Origin of the sequence: Vibrio sp. S457-15 (genome assembly GCF_000960545.1) — a bacterium.
In the GTDB taxonomy this organism is placed as follows: Bacteria; Pseudomonadota; Gammaproteobacteria; order Enterobacterales; family Vibrionaceae; genus Vibrio; species Vibrio parahaemolyticus.
This window is the reverse complement of sequence record NZ_JYOQ01000028.1, coordinates 338,451-354,700: the sequence shown is the minus strand read 5'-3', so window position 1 is coordinate 354,700 and position 16,250 is coordinate 338,451. Positions and strand designations below refer to the sequence as shown.

17 protein-coding genes are annotated in these 16,250 nt (G+C 45.2%); 9 read left to right on the top strand and 8 right to left on the bottom strand.

The features are described from left to right. Positions 1-82: 82 nt before the first annotated feature. On the bottom strand, positions 83-928 hold the full coding sequence (gene tsf, locus UF05_RS04450) for a translation elongation factor Ts (RefSeq protein WP_005456729.1): 846 nt from the start codon (positions 926-928) through the stop codon (positions 83-85). Between the two features lie 131 nt (positions 929-1,059). Next, positions 1,060-1,788 carry a 30S ribosomal protein S2 gene (rpsB, locus tag UF05_RS04445; RefSeq protein WP_005456727.1) on the bottom strand — a complete coding sequence of 243 codons (729 nt, stop codon included), beginning with the start codon at positions 1,786-1,788 and terminating at the stop codon, positions 1,060-1,062. 397 nt (positions 1,789-2,185) lie between these two features. Here rpsB and map point away from each other — a divergent pair, with 397 nt between their 5' ends. From map to UF05_RS04430, 3 genes are all read left to right on the top strand, one after another. Beyond that, complete coding sequence (gene map / locus UF05_RS04440; RefSeq protein ID WP_005456732.1) at positions 2,186-3,064, top strand: type I methionyl aminopeptidase; 879 nt, start codon at positions 2,186-2,188, stop codon at positions 3,062-3,064. Between the two features lie 113 nt (positions 3,065-3,177). Next, on the top strand, positions 3,178-5,802 hold the full coding sequence (gene glnD, locus UF05_RS04435) for a bifunctional uridylyltransferase/uridylyl-removing protein GlnD (RefSeq protein WP_025522346.1): 2,625 nt from the start codon (positions 3,178-3,180) through the stop codon (positions 5,800-5,802). A 142-nt stretch (positions 5,803-5,944) separates the two neighbouring features. Next, complete coding sequence (locus UF05_RS04430) at positions 5,945-6,328, top strand: DUF3461 family protein (RefSeq protein WP_005456756.1); 384 nt, start codon at positions 5,945-5,947, stop codon at positions 6,326-6,328. Between the two features lie 82 nt (positions 6,329-6,410). Here UF05_RS04430 and truC read toward each other — a convergent pair whose 3' ends face one another. Together truC and UF05_RS04420 are read right to left on the bottom strand one after the other, a co-directional pair. Next, entirely contained in the window at positions 6,411-7,178 is a 768-nt protein-coding gene (gene truC, locus UF05_RS04425) for a tRNA pseudouridine(65) synthase TruC (protein WP_025795087.1), read from the bottom strand. Between the two features lie 5 nt (positions 7,179-7,183). After that, positions 7,184-7,498, bottom strand: coding sequence for a YqcC family protein (locus UF05_RS04420; RefSeq protein ID WP_023584124.1), 315 nt, complete (start codon positions 7,496-7,498; stop codon positions 7,184-7,186). A 79-nt stretch (positions 7,499-7,577) separates the two neighbouring features. On the opposite strand from UF05_RS04420, the gene UF05_RS04415 reads away from it, so the two are divergent. Both UF05_RS04415 and UF05_RS23975 read left to right on the top strand, forming a co-directional pair. After that, on the top strand, positions 7,578-8,615 hold the full coding sequence (locus UF05_RS04415; protein WP_045545044.1) for a DUF3549 family protein: 1,038 nt from the start codon (positions 7,578-7,580) through the stop codon (positions 8,613-8,615). A gap of 13 nt (positions 8,616-8,628) precedes the next feature. Next, a complete protein-coding gene (locus UF05_RS23975; RefSeq protein WP_079856709.1) occupies positions 8,629-8,928 on the top strand; it encodes a DUF3301 domain-containing protein in 300 nt (99 codons plus the stop codon). On the opposite strand, the gene UF05_RS04410 is transcribed toward UF05_RS23975, so the two are convergent. Next, positions 8,888-9,373 carry a GNAT family N-acetyltransferase gene (locus UF05_RS04410; RefSeq protein ID WP_021452994.1) on the bottom strand — a complete coding sequence of 162 codons (486 nt, stop codon included), beginning with the start codon at positions 9,371-9,373 and terminating at the stop codon, positions 8,888-8,890. The two genes, UF05_RS23975 and UF05_RS04410, sit on opposite strands and share 41 nt — an antisense overlap. Positions 9,374-10,268: 895 nt before the next feature. Between UF05_RS04410 and UF05_RS04405 the strand changes: the two genes are divergently transcribed. Beyond that, positions 10,269-10,556, top strand: coding sequence for a hypothetical protein (locus tag UF05_RS04405; RefSeq protein WP_043038175.1), 288 nt, complete (start codon positions 10,269-10,271; stop codon positions 10,554-10,556). 2 nt (positions 10,557-10,558) lie between these two features. Next, the gene (locus UF05_RS04400) at positions 10,559-11,002 is read left to right on the top strand and encodes a YaiI/YqxD family protein (protein WP_005456606.1); all 444 of its coding nucleotides are present in this window, start codon (positions 10,559-10,561) and stop codon (positions 11,000-11,002) included. 130 nt (positions 11,003-11,132) lie between these two features. Here UF05_RS04400 and UF05_RS04395 read toward each other — a convergent pair whose 3' ends face one another. The 3 genes from UF05_RS04395 to UF05_RS04390 form a co-directional block, all read right to left on the bottom strand. Then, the gene (locus UF05_RS04395; RefSeq protein WP_005484923.1) at positions 11,133-12,719 is read right to left on the bottom strand and encodes an AbgT family transporter; all 1,587 of its coding nucleotides are present in this window, start codon (positions 12,717-12,719) and stop codon (positions 11,133-11,135) included. A gap of 494 nt (positions 12,720-13,213) precedes the next feature. Further along, entirely contained in the window at positions 13,214-13,339 is a 126-nt protein-coding gene (gene ykgO, locus UF05_RS23965) for a type B 50S ribosomal protein L36 (RefSeq protein WP_005380299.1), read from the bottom strand. 3 nt (positions 13,340-13,342) lie between these two features. Then, complete coding sequence (locus UF05_RS04390) at positions 13,343-13,603, bottom strand: type B 50S ribosomal protein L31 (protein ID WP_025795090.1); 261 nt, start codon at positions 13,601-13,603, stop codon at positions 13,343-13,345. 122 nt (positions 13,604-13,725) lie between these two features. On the opposite strand from UF05_RS04390, the gene tsaA reads away from it, so the two are divergent. Both tsaA and UF05_RS04380 read left to right on the top strand, forming a co-directional pair. Continuing rightward, positions 13,726-14,421 carry a tRNA (N6-threonylcarbamoyladenosine(37)-N6)-methyltransferase TrmO gene (gene tsaA, locus UF05_RS04385; protein ID WP_017447760.1) on the top strand — a complete coding sequence of 232 codons (696 nt, stop codon included), beginning with the start codon at positions 13,726-13,728 and terminating at the stop codon, positions 14,419-14,421. A 111-nt stretch (positions 14,422-14,532) separates the two neighbouring features. Continuing rightward, positions 14,533-16,248 carry a proline--tRNA ligase gene (locus tag UF05_RS04380; RefSeq protein ID WP_005479053.1) on the top strand — a complete coding sequence of 572 codons (1,716 nt, stop codon included), beginning with the start codon at positions 14,533-14,535 and terminating at the stop codon, positions 16,246-16,248. The last annotated feature ends 2 nt before the right edge of the window (positions 16,249-16,250 follow it).

The following is a 16,250-nucleotide window of genomic DNA, read 5'->3' as shown; positions in this document are numbered from 1 at the left end:
ATTCATCACGGCTAATCGTCTACTGCTCATAAAAAGACCGCAGCCAAGGCCACGGTCTAATCTTTACACAAGTCTCTAAGGATTAACCTTTTTGAGCTAGTGCAACTTCTTCAGCGAAGCTTAGGCCTTCTGCTTTCTCGATACCTTCACCAACTTCTAGGCGAACGAATGTAGCAACTGAAGCACCTTTTTCTTTCAGCATTTCACCTACAGTTTTCTTAGGTTCCATGATGAATGCTTGACCAGTTAGAGAGATTTCGCCTGTGAATTTCTTCATGCGGCCAACAACCATCTTCTCAGCGATCTCAGCTGGCTTGCCTTCGTTCATAGCGATTTCAACTTGAACTTCTTTCTCTTTAGCAACTACGTCAGCTGGTACGTCTTCTGGGTTTACGTACTCTGGCTTAGAAGCAGCAACGTGCATTGCTACGTGCTTAAGAGTTTCAGCGTCGCCTTCACCAGCAACAACTACACCGATTTTCTCACCGTGACGGTAAGAAGCGATTGCAGTACCTTCAACGTATTGTACGCGACGGATGTTGATGTTTTCGCCGATTTTAGCAACTAGAGCAACGCGAGCTTCTTCGAATTGCGCTTGTAGCTCTTCAACTGTAGCTTTTGAAGCTAGAGCTGCAGCTGCAACTTCTTGTGCAAACGCAGTGAAGTTACCGTCTTTAGCAACGAAGTCAGTTTGGCAGTTAACTTCAAGAAGAACAGCTGAACCGTTTTCTTCTTTGATGATGATCGCACCTTCAGCTGCAACGTTACCAGCTTTCTTAGCTGCTTTCGCTGCGCCAGATTTACGCATGTTTTCAATTGCTAGTTCGATGTCAGCGTTTGCTTCTACAAGCGCTTTCTTACATTCCATCATGCCAGCGCCAGTGCGCTCGCGAAGTTCTTTAACTAGAGCAGCAGTTACAGTTGCCATTCTCTATTCCTCGTTTGATTCGAAATAAGGTAAAAAACAGGGGCCTACATTGTCGGCCCCCGATGCTAACTATAACTCAGTCTATGCTACAACAAGGTTTCACATAAACTAAGTGTGACACAGAGCCGCTATTATTCAGCTTCTACGAAGCCGTCTTTTTCAGCAACTACTGCAACGTCTTTGTTGCGACCTTCAGTTACTGCAGATGCAGCAGCGTTTAGGTATAGTTGAACTGCGCGGATCGCGTCGTCGTTACCTGGGATGATGTAGTCAACGCCGTCTGGGTTAGAGTTAGTATCTACCACAGCGTATACTGGAATACCTAGGTTGTTAGCTTCTTTGATTGCAATGTGTTCGTGATCAGCGTCGATTACGAATAGAGCGTCTGGTAGGCCGCCCATGTCTTTGATACCACCAAGAGATTTCTCTAGCTTCTCCATTTCACGAGTGCGCATTAGAGCTTCTTTCTTAGTTAGTTTGTCGAAAGTACCGTCTTGAGATTGAATCTCAAGTTCTTTTAGACGCTTGATTGACTGACGAACAGTTTTGTAGTTCGTTAGCATACCGCCCAACCAACGGTTGTTCACGTAGAACTGGTTGCTAGCGATTGCAGCTTCTTTAACAGCTTCAGATGCAGCGCGCTTAGTACCTACGAATAGAACTTTACCTTTTTTCTCGCCAACTTTAGCTAGTTCAGCTAGAGCTTCGTTGAACATTGGTACAGTTTTTTCTAGGTTGATGATGTGAACGCGGTTACGTGCACCAAAGATGAATGGCTTCATTTTTGGGTTCCAGTAACGAGTTTGGTGACCGAAGTGAACACCAGCTTTCAGCATATCGCGCATTGATACAGTTGCCATTTTAAAATCCTCTATGGGGTTAGGCCTCCACATCCCCCATAATTCCGACCAAGCTTCTGCTCAGCACCCCGGAACATGTGACGGAATGTGTGTGATTTAAAGATAAAAAGGTTAATCGGATGAAGCTTGCTTCGCCGCTTAGCTTATGCAGAGCGAAGAGAACAGTCCTCTATTCCGGCGCGCTTTATATCATATTTTAGCTCAAGATGGCTAGTAAAAATTGTTTCTTATACTTGTCACATTAGCAGGAATGCTACCCTACTCTCGGCCAGATTCTATTACTACACTTCAAGTAAGAATGACTCATATTCTTAACTGGCTTGGGTTAACCGCCAGATGTCTGATAGAATGCGGCCATTCGCACGTTTACGTGCTTACGAATAAGTAGAGAAAGCCAATGTCAATCAAGATTAAAACTGCTGAAGAAATCGAACGCATGCGCATTGCGGGCAAGCTGGCCGCAGAAATTCTAGAAATGATCGAACCACATATTCAGGTGGGAGTTACGACAGACGAACTAAACAAAATCTGTCATGAATACGCTCTAGAAAAAGGCGCATACTCTGCACCGCTTGATTACCATGGTTTCCCTAAGTCGATTTGTACGTCTATCAACCATATTGTTTGTCACGGTATTCCTGCTGAAAAAGACGAGATTGGTAGCAACGGCCAAATGAAGCCGGCGGTACTAAAAGATGGCGACATTCTTAACGTTGATATCACTGTGATCATCCCGAACGATGAGAATGCAGACCTAAGTGTACGCCCTCAAGGCTACCACGGTGACACATCTAAAATGTTCCTAGTCGGTGATGTTTCACCAGCCAACAAACGTCTATGCATGGTTGCTCAAGAAGCACTTTATGTCGGTATGCGTACCGTTAAACCAGGTTCAACTGTTGGTGATATCGGTACAGCTATCGAGAAATACATCAAAGAAAACAATAAGAACAACCCTCGCAATAAGTTCTCTATTGTTAAAGACTTCTGTGGTCACGGTATCGGTGATGAGTTCCACGAAGAACCACAAGTGGTTCACTACAAGAACAAAGACCGCCGCGTACTTAAAGAAGGCATGTGTTTCACTATTGAACCAATGATCAACGCAGGTAAATTCGGTTGTACTGTTGACGCACAAGACGACTGGACTGTATACACAGGTGACGGCAAAAACTCAGCGCAATGGGAACACACTATCGTGGTAACCAAAGATGGTTGTGAAGTATTAACGCTACGCAGTGATGATACGATTCCTCGCCTAATGAAAAATGCGTAACTAAGAATGACTTCAATATCCCCGCTCATGCGGGGATATTTTTTATCTCCGCGAGATTTGTTAAATTAGAAAGGTTTGTAGATCTTTACTTTTAGCTTGCACGGATAGCAAATATGCCACTTCAGTCCCCTCTTATGTTTTCCGACGAACAAATCAATATCGGCGAACTAAAACAAGAGTTAGAAAAATTCAGCTCAACCCAAAAACAAGAGTTTCTTAACCATCACCCTGTGACCAGCTTAGTATTGGCTCGCGCAGAGTACATGGACTTGCTGCTGACGCGTTTATGGCAATACTTCGGTTTTAATGACATTTACAACATCTCATTAGTGGCCGTGGGCGGATATGGTCGCGGTGAACTGCATCCGTTGTCCGACATAGACATTCTTGTTCTTTCTAACAACAAACTGCCGACCGCGTTAGAAGCGAAAATCAGTGAATTTATTACCTTACTATGGGACTTAAAACTGGAAGTTGGCCATGCGGTTCGCACTGTCAATGAATGTGCACAAATCGGTCGTGACGATCTAACGGTTGCCACTAACCTACAAGAAGCACGTCTGCTTTGTGGCAGCGAAGACACATTCCAAGCTCTAAAAAAGGTCGTGCTATCCGACTCTTTCTGGCCGAGCGAAACCTTCTACCGCGCAAAAATCCAAGAACAACGCGAACGTCATGCTCGCTACCACGATACGACCTATAACTTAGAGCCCGACATCAAATCGACCCCAGGAGGTCTTCGCGATATTCACACTTTGAGCTGGGTAGCGCGCCGTCACTTTGGCGCCACATCTCTGCTAGAGATGAGCCGTTACGGCTTTCTTACCGATGCGGAATACCGCGAACTGGTGGAGTGTCAGGACTTCTTGTGGCGTGTCCGCTTTGCGCTGCACATTGAACTTCGCCGATACGACAACCGTTTGACCTTCGCACATCAAGCACAAGTGGCCGAAAACCTCGGTTATGTTGGTGAAGGCAATCGCGGCGTCGAGATGATGATGAAAGAGTTTTATCGCACACTTCGTCGCGTCGCAGAATTAAACAAAATGCTGCTCAAACTGTTTGATCAAGCCATCATCAATGGTGGCGCGACTGAAAACGCAGAAATTTTGGATGCAGATTTTCAACGTCGTGGATCGTTAATCGAAGCCAGAAAACCCGCGCTATTCCAAGCCAGACCTGAAACTATTCTTGATATGTTTTTGCATATCGCAAACGACTCAACCATTGAGGGGGTAAGCCCTCCAACCCTGCGACAACTGCGTACTGCACGTCGCCGCTTAAACAAGTTTTTACACACGATTCCAGCGGCTCGTGAAAAATTCTTAGCGTTATGTCGACACCCAAATGCACTTCATAAAGCGTTCAGTTTGATGCATAGACTTGGAGTTATGGCCGCATATTTACCGCAATGGAGCCAGATTGTTGGTCAGATGCAGTTCGACCTGTTCCACGCCTACACGGTTGACGAGCACAGTATTCGCCTACTCAAACACATCAATACCTTTAACAATCCAGACAACCACGCGAAGCATCCGATTTGTTGCGACATATACCCTCGCATGCAAAAGAAAGAACTGCTGATCATTGCAGCAATCTTCCATGATATTGGTAAAGGTCGCGGTGGTGATCACTCAGTGATTGGTGAAGGTGAAGCGTACGATTTCTGTATTGAACACGGGCTGTCGAAGCCAGAAGCTAAGTTAGTGGGCTGGCTGGTGAGGCATCACCTTCTCATGTCAGTCACCGCACAACGACGCGATATTTACGATCCTGACGTCATTACAGAGTTTGCGAAACAAGTTCGTGACGAAGAATCTCTTGAGTATTTGGTGTGTCTCACGGTTGCGGATATTTGCGCAACCAATCCAGAGTTGTGGAACGCTTGGAAACGCACGCTGCTTGCCGAGCTCTTCTACTCAACGCAACGCGCACTGCGTCGCGGATTAGAAAATCCGGTTGATGTGCGTGAGCGTATTCGCCATAACCAACAAATGGCTTCCGCATTGCTGCGCAAAGAAGGGTTTTCTGCACGCCAAATCGAAGTGTTGTGGCAACGATTCAAAGCCGACTATTTCTTGCGCCATACTCACACTCAAATCGCTTGGCATTGTGCGCATTTGCTCCGTATGGATGATCCAAACAAGCCGCTGGTACTTATCAGCAAAAAAGCTACGCGTGGTGGTACAGAAGTGTTCGTCTACACCAAAGATCAACCAGCGTTGTTTGCTACCGTGGTGGCGGAGCTCGACCGTCGTAACTTTAACGTTCATGACGCACAAATCATGACCAGCAAAGACGGCCACGTGATTGATACCTTCATGGTGCTCGACCAACATGGAGAAGCCATTGACGAATCTCGCCATGCTGCCGTGATTAAACACCTCACTCACGTACTGGAAGCGGGTCGTCCGACGAAGATTAAAACGCGCCGCACCCCAAATAAACTTCAACACTTCAATGTGAAAACCAAAGTCGATTTCTTACCAACAAAAGGGAAGAAACACACCTTGATGGAGTTTGTAGCACTCGATACTCCGGGACTACTAGCCAAAGTCGGACGTACTTTTGCCGATTTGAATATCAACCTCCACGGCGCAAAGATCACGACCATCGGCGAACGAGCAGAGGACTTATTTATTCTCACTAGCGAAGCTGGCGGTAGACTCAGCGAAGAACAGCAAAATGAATTGAGAGACAAACTGATCGAGAAGTTATCTGACGCCGTCACTGCCTAATTCGAAACTGCCAAAACATCCGGTTCAGAGTGAGGGCGATCTTGTCCACAAGTTGAGCAATTTGGCTAAATATCAGCTATCTAGCTCATACATAGGCTGCTACAGTTATATCAATATCAATTAGATGTAACAGAGGTAGCCTATGTATCCCCACCTCACTGGTTTGGGTATTCATGATCCCAAGCAGATTGAACGTTATTCCCTACGTCAAGAAGCACATAAAGACGTGCTCAAAATCTACTTCCATAAGCAAAAAGGCGAGTTCTTTGCCAAAAGCGTCAAATTCAAATACCCACGCCAAGTAAAAAATGTCTTAGTTGATAGCGGTAGTCATAAATACAAGGAAGTAACGGAAATCAACCGTAACCTTACTTTGGTTATCGACGAACTCAACAAGATCACAAAACCAGCGAAAGTGTCTGAACTGGATGTAAAACAAAAGATTCTTTCTGATCTTCGCCATTTAGAAAAAGTCGTTTCTAGCAAGATCGCCGAGATCGAAGCGGATCTAGAAAAACTCAAATAGCCTTTGAGAATCGGTAAACAGCAAAAAGGGTTGGTAAACATGCCAACCCTTTTCTATTTCTCTTCGCTAGAGCACAACCTCTTTACTTAACGAGCTCTTCGTCCCACTCAAATCGAGTAAACAATTGCTGCCACGTATCGTCGATACTCGCTTTCATCACTAGCTCTTCATTTGTAAACGGATGCACAAAACGCAGCTCCGAAGCATGTAACAGCAAGCGGTGTGAATTAAATTCGTTACGGAACAATTTGTTGTGTTTACCATCACCGTGCGATGTGTCCCCCACAATTGGGTGACGTAGGTGGGCCATGTGACGACGCAATTGGTGCTTGCGACCAGTCTTGGGCTTCATTTCCATCAAGCAGTAGCGCGTTGTTGGGAACTTGCCCGTCGAATAAGGCACTTCCACTTTCGCCAGTGGTTTGTAAGCGGTTACGGCCTCTTGAGCTTCTTTCTCTTGTGAGGCGAACTTATCTGCAATTTTGTCTAATTCGACTTTTAACGCGTAATCTAAAACGCCCTCTTCCTCAATCCAACCACGGACAATCGCGTGATAGGTCTTCTCCATTTTGTGCTCCGCAAACATTGGCATCACTTGAGAAGCCACTTCACTGGAGAGCGCAAACACCAAAACGCCAGAAGTCGGACGATCCAAGCGATGCAACGGAAAGACATGCTGACCAATTTGGTCTCGCAGAGTCTGCATGACAAACTGAGTTTCGTGTTTATCTAGCCAACTGCGATGAACCAACATGCCGGCGGGCTTGTTCACCGCAACAAAATACTCATCTTGATAAACAATCTCCAACTCTACTGGAGCCACGGTTTGTGATGTTTCTTGTTCTGACATTGAAGTTACTTACATAGTTCGTCGATAGTTCGAATCGTGTTCAAAAGCTCTGCGTACTGCGGTTCTTGCTTCCACGCTTCTGCAAAATAAGGTTCAATAGAGAAACCTCTTGGCAAAGGTTGGCTACTTTCTACTAAAGCGTGCATTCGAGCAATAAAAATCCACTGCAACCATTCATGTGGATCAAGCGTATCTATCGCGAAAGGCTCCACACTTTGCAACGCTTCTGGCGACGGCATGGTTTGTTGCCATAGCTCGTGCTTTTGAAGTTGTGCTTCAAGTTGGTACAGTAATTCCACCAGTTTTGTGCTTGTTGTCATTAACTTTTACATCTCGAACCTTGAATTAGCCGAGAATGATACCATTTCTTGTCAAAAGAACGTTAGGACGTCGTATTTAATGGAAAACATTCAAACCCTCACCCAGTTACTGAAAAACAGTCATTGTGAATATCAAATCTTCGACCTTGGTCGACGCATCAAAACGATCGATTCACAATTGTTCGCCGATGTTGAAAAAGGTCAGTGCCCTTACCCATACCCAATGCAGCGTAAAGCACATTTAGCGATTGCTTATTGGAATGAACAAAAACAACCTTGGATTTGGTTTTTAAAGTTTGAACTGGATGAGCGCGGCTTACTCAAGCAATCTGATATTGGCAACTTCATTAAATACGTAGTTGAAGCCATGGGCACTCGTCTAAGCGAAGAGATGTCTGAAGAGCAACAACAAAAACTCTCCAATAATCCATACACGTTCAAACCTTCTGAAGACAAGATGGCGGTATTCCACAGCCAAGTTCGAGCAAATTTGGATCTACCCACCAGCCAATATTACGAACATACACAGCACTACTTCACAGGCGATCTAGGCTGGGAAAACTGGCAGACGGTTGGCCTGCAAGGAATCACCGATGTCGCCGCACGCCTTGGTAAAGAGCAAAATGCGGTCACTCTGCGTAAAGCTCTCAATCATTTACCTAACGAGCCTCTATACGCACTGCTTGGTGCTCTTGAGCATGTCGACTTACAAGAACGACTAGCGCAGCGTATCGCAGAAAAAGCGCAGCAAGAGATTCACAGCACAGAACCAGATTTGTTCTTGCTATCGGCATTAACTCGCGCGTTAGCAGGCGCTCCAACTGAAGTCTCTTTACCAGTACTAGAAGCGATTTTGCAAAGCCCTCGTTTAAGTCACCAAGAAGTACTGATCGGTATTGCGGGACGAGCATGGCACCTTCTTTCTGATGCAAAAATCGCTGAACAATTTTTGCTGCGACTCGCACAAACAGGCAATCAAACCCTGTTCAATCAATTATTTGCCGATTTAGTTATGCTGCCAGAGCTAAGAATGGTATTGCTACCTTTGCTGCACTCTAGCCCATCGGAAGAGCTAGCCACTGCACTCATCAAATTGCAGCAAGCCACAAAGGGATAAGAAAGGATTAAGGATGATAGGAGATCTACTGGCAATACTTGGACTGTGCTTTTTCTGTTTTCTATTTTGGCAACAACGACGTCAATCTGAGTTAGCCAAAGTTGCCATCTCACGAAAATGCGAGCAATTAGATCTTCAGCTCGTTAGCATCGCTTTGGGAGCACACAAACTGAAAACGCCAGACGGAGTCTGGCGTTGGCATACAGTGTATCAATTTGAATTTTCATCTCTTGGCGATGACTGCTATCAAGGCCAATTGACTATGGTTGGATTCAGGCCGCAGAGCTTTCACCTACCGCCACATCGCTTGTAAATTCCATTTCAAAGTAAGGGCCGAATAAGTCCTTACTTTCTCTTGTTTTAACAAATCCCAGTTTTTCCAATACCGCCATTGATGCTTGGTGATTGCTGTTTACATTCGCTTTCACCTTATGTAGTTCCAATTCGCGGCACGCTTTAGGGAAAAACGCTTTTAGCGCTTCTGTCGCTAACCCTTTACCCCAATACGCCTTATCAAAAATAAAACCTAATTCGGGTTCGGAATCGAGATGGGAAATGAATACATGCCCCATATAGTCACGGCTCGTACTCTCAAGTACCGCCATACTATAAATATTTTCGTCATCCAGTATTTTCTCAAACAACTGTTTGGCAGACGCTACTGTATGAGGACCATTCATTTCGGCACGGTTTTTCGCGCAGCAATTAAGCATAACGAATTCTAGTTGCAACGACTCATTGTAGGGTAGAAGAAGCATTCTTCTGGTTACTATGGCCACATCTGTTCCTTGATTACAGCAAACTTAATTAATCCGCATATCACAAGCTAAGCGAAGCTGAGCCTGCCAAGTGACTGCGGGAGATAACGCCTTGTAGAGAAGCCGAAAGTTAAACCAACTGATTGGAAAGGATATTGATCTGGATTGTTTTTTATTAAGTGTTATTAGGATTTTATAAATTTTGTGACATTGACGGTTTTACTATCGAAAATAAGAAAGACCCCGACACGAATGTATCGGGGTCATGGTCTTACTCGCAGCAGTCCGGCTACTAAATAGTGCTCCATGCATCATCCATAATAGTGGCTGATTCCGTCAGCTCAGTCCTTACGTCGCCGTCCTAGCGGTGTCCTTATCATCCTGATAGCTAACATTCCCCGTTAGCGCACATCACTTGTTCCTTGAGCGGTGTCCCTTGCATCTTCCTGATGCTGTCCATAACCTCAATCCTATGAGGGGTCCATTGTCTATCCTTAGTCATCAACATCCTATTGATGATTGCTTCCTTACAATGTCCTGCGCTCCATGCTTGATCAATCATCCTGATTAACCAAATCGTCTTCCTGACGATAACCAAATCCTTGGTGCTTTCCTGTTCCGTGTCTGCTTCCTGCTGACAAGGTTAAATTTACGCTTTTCCTTAGCTTTCACAATCTACCCTAAAACAATTTTTTTTATTCGCAACGGTTAATAACATGTTAAATCATTATTTATCAAAATCTTACACTGGAACTTTTCTGTAAAACTGATGACGAAATCGTTTTCTCTTACACGCTATGTAAGAGATCTCTCACAACCCACTACCGAAATTGCTATTCGCTAAATCCCACCTCTCAAAGTATGATGACAACTATATCGTTATTAAGGATTGAAAATGTTAACTCAAGACGTCACGAAAGAGCTGGAAGCTGTGATGGAGCAGCTGCAACGAGAAGGTAAAGAGCCAACGGTTGCACTAGTGAAAGCACGTATGAAGACACCAGTCCCAATGCCTGCACTCATTACTGTTATCAAAAGCTGGAAGAGCGCGAATCATGTCCCAAAAGTAGAAGTCACTGCGCCACTATCGAAAGAAGAAGATCGCCTGACGGCACTTGAAAAAACAGTCGCAAAATTAACCGCTCGTATTAAAGAGCTAGAAGCAAAAGTGGGTGAGAAATAAGAATGAAGTTATGGGTAGATGCAGACGCTTGTCCTAAAGTGATCCGTGAGACCATCGTGCGTGCCGCAGAACGAACCGGCGTAGAGTGTACCTTTGTCGCCAATCACGTTGTACCAGTGCCAAAAAGAGCCAACATTCACTCACTTCAAGTCCCTGCAGGTTTTGATATTGCTGACAACGAAATTGTTCGTCGTGTGGAGCCAAATGATTTGGTCATCACATCCGATATCCCACTTGCCGATGAAGTCATCACTAAAGGCGCTCTAGCGTTGAGCTCTCGTGGCGAGCTTTACACCAAAGACACCATCAAAGCGCGTCTTAATATTCGTGACTTTATGGAAACCATGCGCTCAAGCGGTATTCAAACTGGCGGACCTGCGGCACTTTCGCAAACCGAACGCCGCGAGTTTGCAAACCATCTAGATAGAATCCTCGCGAAGCGATAAAGGCCTTTCTTTCAAGCATTGAAATGATCCATCGATGAAATAAGACTCAACAGAGTTCGTACTTCAAACATGCAAAAAAGCCTGCGAATATCGCAGGCTTTTTTTGGAGCTGTGTGAGGTGCCCTAAGTATTACGGTGTGTAATACGTTGCAGCGCCCGGGCCGACTGGTAGACCAAATACGAATACCCATAGGTAGAACAGCAGACTCCAACCTACGATAAAGCAGATTGAGTAAGGCAGCATGGTCGCGATCAGCGTACCGATACCTAGATTCTTCATGTAGCGAGTCGCTACCGCCAAAATCAAACCAAAGTAGCTCATCATCGGTGTGATGATGTTCGTGGTTGAATCACCGATACGGTAAGCCGCTTGAATGGTTTCTGGAGCATAACCCACTAGCATTAGCATTGGCACGAAGATAGGAGCTGTCACGGCCCACTGCGCCGATGCAGAACCGATCATCAGGTTAATGAAGCCACACATTAGAATGAATGCGAAGAACAACATAGGGCCAGTCAGACCGATGCTTTGCAGGAAGTCAGCACCTGCAACGGCAAATACTTGGCCAAAGTTCGTCCACTTAAAGAAAGCAACAAACTGCGCAGCGAAGAACACCAACACGATGTACATGCCCATCGAAGACATTGATTTAGACATCGCATCGATAACATCACGGTCGGTTTTCATCGTGCCAACGACTTTACCGTATACAAAGCCAGGGATAGCAAAGAATACGAAGATGAAAGCTACGATACTTTTCAGGAATGGGGATCCTGCAACAGTGCCAGCGTCTGAGCGTAGAATGCCGTCTTCTGGAACAATCGTCCAAGCCAACAAAGCAGACACAACCAACACAGCAAGACCAGCAACTTTCAGACCTTTCTTCTCAAGGTCAGTTAGGTTGCCCATTTTGTCGTTAGACAAATCTTCAGCCGCTTCTTCCTCGTTGTACTTGCCAAGTTTCGGCTCAACGATTTTCTCTGTAACGAATGCACCCATACCCGCGATGAAGAACGTCGACACAAACATGAAGTACCAGTTTACTTCTGGTCCAACAGTGTAAGTCGGGTCAATCATTTGAGCTGCTGTCTCAGTAATACCTGAAAGTAGTGGGTCAACCGTACCAATTAGAAGGTTTGCTGAGTAACCGCCCGATACACCAGCAAATGCTGCCGCAAGACCAGCAAGAGGGTGACGACCAAGGGAATGGAAAAGCATTGCAGCTAGTGGGATAAGAACCACGTAGCCAAGCTCAGAAGCGGTGTTTGAAATGATACCAGCAAAAACAACCGTAACCGTCACCATACGTTGTGACGCGCCCATTACTAGGCCACGCATTGCTGCTGAAAGTAGGCCCGAGTATTCCGCAATTGCAACACCAAGCATCGCAACCAATACCGTGCCTAACGGTGCGAAACCAACAAAGTTTTTCACTAGATTGGTAACAATAAGCTCTAGACCGTCAGCGTTAAGTAAGCTGACCACTTGAATCATGCCGTCTGCAGCACGACCTTTTGCTCCCTCAGGACGAGGATCGACAACCGATACTTCGAAGTAACCAGCTATACCCGACATCACCAAAATGGCTAAACAGAAAATGGCAAATAGTGTAATCGGGTGGGGCAACAGGTTCCCCAAATATTCGACAGTATCCAAAAAGCGCGTAAACAACGGCTTCTTAGGTGAGTTTTGTTTAATTGAAGCAGATGAACTCATCTGTTCCCTCCTTGTTTTTATTCCTGTGCAATTGTGAAAAAAATGTCACAAAGCGAGCGAAGGGTACTTGAGTAAAGAGTCAATTAAAAGCCAAAAACGTTACGAATTGTAAATCAATGGCAAATTTATAACCAGTTATTTGCATAAATGTAGATATTTCATCCATATAAAACAAATTAACCAACATTATAAATTAAACAAAGATATAACCATTAGATATGCAGGAATGCCTAATCCCTATATAAAGTCGAATGCAAAGATAGTGTGTGGTGTAAGCTCAAAGAGCCGAGCAGTCTGGCAAACGTTCAATTTTGACTTGAATAACGACGAAGTCGTGCCAGTAAAAACCATGCCAAGCACGAGCGAATAAACGTTGGCACTTGGCGAGTATTAGGTGGGCGTGTAGATTCATAGCTGCTGAGGCAATCATCCGTTGTCATGTACGAAAATACCTTCAATTTCGCTACACACCCCTTTGTTGTTCGTTTCTACTGTTATTTTTGTACAGCTTTGAACCTCGGATTTGTCTTACAAATAACGTACAAGCGCCCTCTTCTTTTCACTATCTGACAGTCAGGATGACGGCTCTTCGCGCTTTTAAGTGATTTCACAACTTTCATGACTTATTCCTTGTCACTAGTAAATTGACCAAAACGACGGTTGAAGTTAGCAATACGCCCTTCCGCTTGAACCACTCGTTGCTTACCTGTGTAAAACGGATGAGAAGACGACGACACATCCAATGTGAAGTACGGGTATGTTTTTCCGTCTTTCCACTCAATGGTGCGATCGGTTTTCAATGTTGAGCCGACAACAAAGTATTCATCCAAACTTGTGTCATGAAACACCACTGGACGATAGTCAGGATGGATTCCTGGTTTCATTTCAATTTCCTTCAAACTAAATTGTTATGTTATAACATTTTAATTAATAATCATTCCCAATAAGAAATGCAAGAGAAATTTGTGATACTTTTTCACTTAAATGAATCTTGAAGAAAATTGCTATGTATTCGATTGAGCCGATTGGCATCATTGAAACCCCTTACAAAGAGAAGTTTGCCGTCCCTCGCCAACCGCGCCTAGTTCCAGCCGCTAAAGCGCGAGTAAAACTGTTAGGCGAGGCAAATAGCCCAGAAGCGGTGCGCGGGTTAGAACAGTTCTCTCACGTCTGGTTATTGTTTCTGTTTGACCAAAATTTGGAGGCAGGATGGAAACCAACCGTACGGCCTCCTCGTTTGGGTGGAAATGAGCGTATTGGCGTGTTTGCTTCGCGCTCTACCTTTCGACCAAATGGCATTGGAATGTCGGCAGTCGAAGTGAAAGGCATCACGAAGAAAGGTGATCAAATATATATTGATCTTGGCAGTGTTGATTTGGTCGATGGCACACCGATTGTCGACATCAAACCTTATATTCCTTACTCAGATGCCATTCCTGAAGCGATTGGCGGCTACGCTGGTGAAGAGCCTGAAAAATCGAACGTCACCTTTTCGTCTCAAGCATTGGCGATGCTAGCAAAGCGATCCGATACTCAATATGTACAATCGGTGATCGAACAAGTTCTGGCGCAGGATCCACGTCCTGCATACAAGAAGAACAAACCGGATACCAAGGAATATGCGGTAAATTTGTTCGATCTGAACGTTAAGTTCAGCGTGAATAGCAACTTAATAACGGTTACGGCGATTGAAAGCTTTTGACAAAGCCAATTGGCTGATATTATAGACGGCTAACAATTTTCCCTTCTTGGGACCTTCATACTCCTGTCCATTCTGGCTTGAGTAACTAACTTTAATAAACGGATAAATTTAATGCGTACCAGTAATTATCTTCTTTCTACTCTGAAGGAGACTCCAAACGACGCAGAAGTAGTGAGCCACCAGCTCATGCTACGTGCAGGTATGATCCGTAAGCTGGCTTCAGGTCTTTACACCTGGCTGCCTACTGGTCTACGTGTGCTGCGTAAAGTCGAAAACATCGTTCGTCAAGAAATCGACAATGCAGGTGCAGTCGAAACTTTGATGCCCGTTGTTCAGCCGTTTGAACTATGGGAAGAGACAGGCCGCAGCGAGAAGATGGGTCCTGAGCTACTTCGCTTTACTGACCGTCATGTTCGTCCGTTTGTACTTAGCCCAACAGCTGAAGAAGTGATCACTAGCCTTGTGCGTAATGAAGTGAGCTCTTACAAACAGCTTCCGCTAAACCTGTACCAAATCCAAACTAAATTCCGTGACGAACGTCGTCCTCGTTTCGGCGTAATGCGTGCACGCGAATTCTGCATGATGGATGCATACAGCTTCGACATCGACAAAGCAGGTCTAGAGAAATCTTACCAAGCAATGCACGATGCTTACTGTAAAGCATTTGACCGTATGGGTCTTGAGTACCGTCCAGTACTTGCGGACTCAGGCGCTATCGGTGGTAGCGGCTCTCAAGAGTTCCACGTACTTGCAGACAGCGGCGAAGACCTAATTGCATTCTCTACTGAGTCTGATTACGCAGCGAACATCGAAAAAGCAGAAGCGTTAGCGCCTGCGGTAGAACGCGCAGAACCAACTCAAGAAATGACACTAGTTGATACTCCAAACGCGAAAACAATCGCAGAGTTGGTTGAGCAACACGGTCTACCTATCGAGAAAACCGTTAAAACGCTATTTGTTAAGGCGTCTGACGAAATCGATGCACCAATCATTGCGTTGATCGTTCGTGGTGACCACGAGCTAAACGAAGTGAAAGCAGAAAACCTACCTCAAGTGGCTTCTCCACTAGAGATGGCATCAGAAGAAGAAATTCGTGAACTGATCGGTGCTGGCCCTGGTTCTCTTGGCCCTGTAGGCCTAGAACTGCCATTCATCGTTGACCGCAGCGTAGCAGTCATGAGCGACTTTGGCGCTGGCGCAAACATCGACGGTAAACACTACTTCGGTATTAACTGGGGTCGTGACGTTGAACTGGGTCAAGTAGAAGATCTACGTAACGTAGTAGAAGGCGATCCAAGCCCATGTGGTAAAGGTACGCTAATGCTGAAACGTGGTATCGAAGTTGGTCATATCTTCCAACTTGGTAACGTTTACTCAGAAGCAATGAACTGTAGCGTTCTTGGCCCTGACGGTAAAAACGTAATCCTAGAGATGGGTTGTTACGGCATCGGTGTATCGCGTGTTGTTGCTTCTGCGATTGAACAGAACCACGACAAATACGGCATCATTTGGCCAGACGCAATTGCACCTTTCCAAGTAGCAATCGTGCCAATGAATATGCACAAATCTGAGCGCGTAAAAGAAGCAGCAGAGAAGCTATACGCTGAACTAACTGCTATGGGCATCGAAGTTCTATTTGATGACCGTAAAGAACGCCCAGGTGTGATGTTCTCTGACATCGAGTTGATCGGTATCCCTCACACTATCGTGATTGGCGATCGCAGCATGGATGAAGGTAACTTCGAATACAAAAACCGTCGTACTGGCGAGAAAACTCCAGTAGCGATGGCGGATATTGTTGAGCACGTTAAATCTCAACTTAAATAAAC

What these genes read in the sequence shown, in the direction of transcription:
- UF05_RS23975 (WP_079856709.1), top strand. Translation starts at nt 8,629, where the DNA reads ATGATAGGAGATCTACTGGCAATACTTGGACTGTGCTTTTTCTGTTTT.
- UF05_RS04405 (WP_043038175.1), top strand. Translation starts at nt 10,269, where the DNA reads ATGTTAACTCAAGACGTCACGAAAGAGCTGGAAGCTGTGATGGAGCAG.
- tsf (WP_005456729.1), bottom strand. Translation starts at nt 928, where the DNA reads ATGGCAACTGTAACTGCTGCTCTAGTTAAAGAACTTCGCGAGCGCACT.
- ykgO (WP_005380299.1), bottom strand. Translation starts at nt 13,339, where the DNA reads ATGAAAGTTGTGAAATCACTTAAAAGCGCGAAGAGCCGTCATCCTGAC.
- UF05_RS04415 (WP_045545044.1), top strand. Translation starts at nt 7,578, where the DNA reads ATGGAAAACATTCAAACCCTCACCCAGTTACTGAAAAACAGTCATTGT.
- UF05_RS04380 (WP_005479053.1), top strand. Translation starts at nt 14,533, where the DNA reads ATGCGTACCAGTAATTATCTTCTTTCTACTCTGAAGGAGACTCCAAAC.
- tsaA (WP_017447760.1), top strand. Translation starts at nt 13,726, where the DNA reads ATGTATTCGATTGAGCCGATTGGCATCATTGAAACCCCTTACAAAGAG.
- UF05_RS04410 (WP_021452994.1), bottom strand. Translation starts at nt 9,373, where the DNA reads ATGCTTCTTCTACCCTACAATGAGTCGTTGCAACTAGAATTCGTTATG.
- map (WP_005456732.1), top strand. Translation starts at nt 2,186, where the DNA reads ATGTCAATCAAGATTAAAACTGCTGAAGAAATCGAACGCATGCGCATT.
- truC (WP_025795087.1), bottom strand. Translation starts at nt 7,178, where the DNA reads ATGTCAGAACAAGAAACATCACAAACCGTGGCTCCAGTAGAGTTGGAG.
- rpsB (WP_005456727.1), bottom strand. Translation starts at nt 1,788, where the DNA reads ATGGCAACTGTATCAATGCGCGATATGCTGAAAGCTGGTGTTCACTTC.
- glnD (WP_025522346.1), top strand. Translation starts at nt 3,178, where the DNA reads ATGCCACTTCAGTCCCCTCTTATGTTTTCCGACGAACAAATCAATATC.
- UF05_RS04420 (WP_023584124.1), bottom strand. Translation starts at nt 7,498, where the DNA reads ATGACAACAAGCACAAAACTGGTGGAATTACTGTACCAACTTGAAGCA.
- UF05_RS04400 (WP_005456606.1), top strand. Translation starts at nt 10,559, where the DNA reads ATGAAGTTATGGGTAGATGCAGACGCTTGTCCTAAAGTGATCCGTGAG.
- UF05_RS04430 (WP_005456756.1), top strand. Translation starts at nt 5,945, where the DNA reads ATGTATCCCCACCTCACTGGTTTGGGTATTCATGATCCCAAGCAGATT.
- UF05_RS04390 (WP_025795090.1), bottom strand. Translation starts at nt 13,603, where the DNA reads ATGAAACCAGGAATCCATCCTGACTATCGTCCAGTGGTGTTTCATGAC.
- UF05_RS04395 (WP_005484923.1), bottom strand. Translation starts at nt 12,719, where the DNA reads ATGAGTTCATCTGCTTCAATTAAACAAAACTCACCTAAGAAGCCGTTG.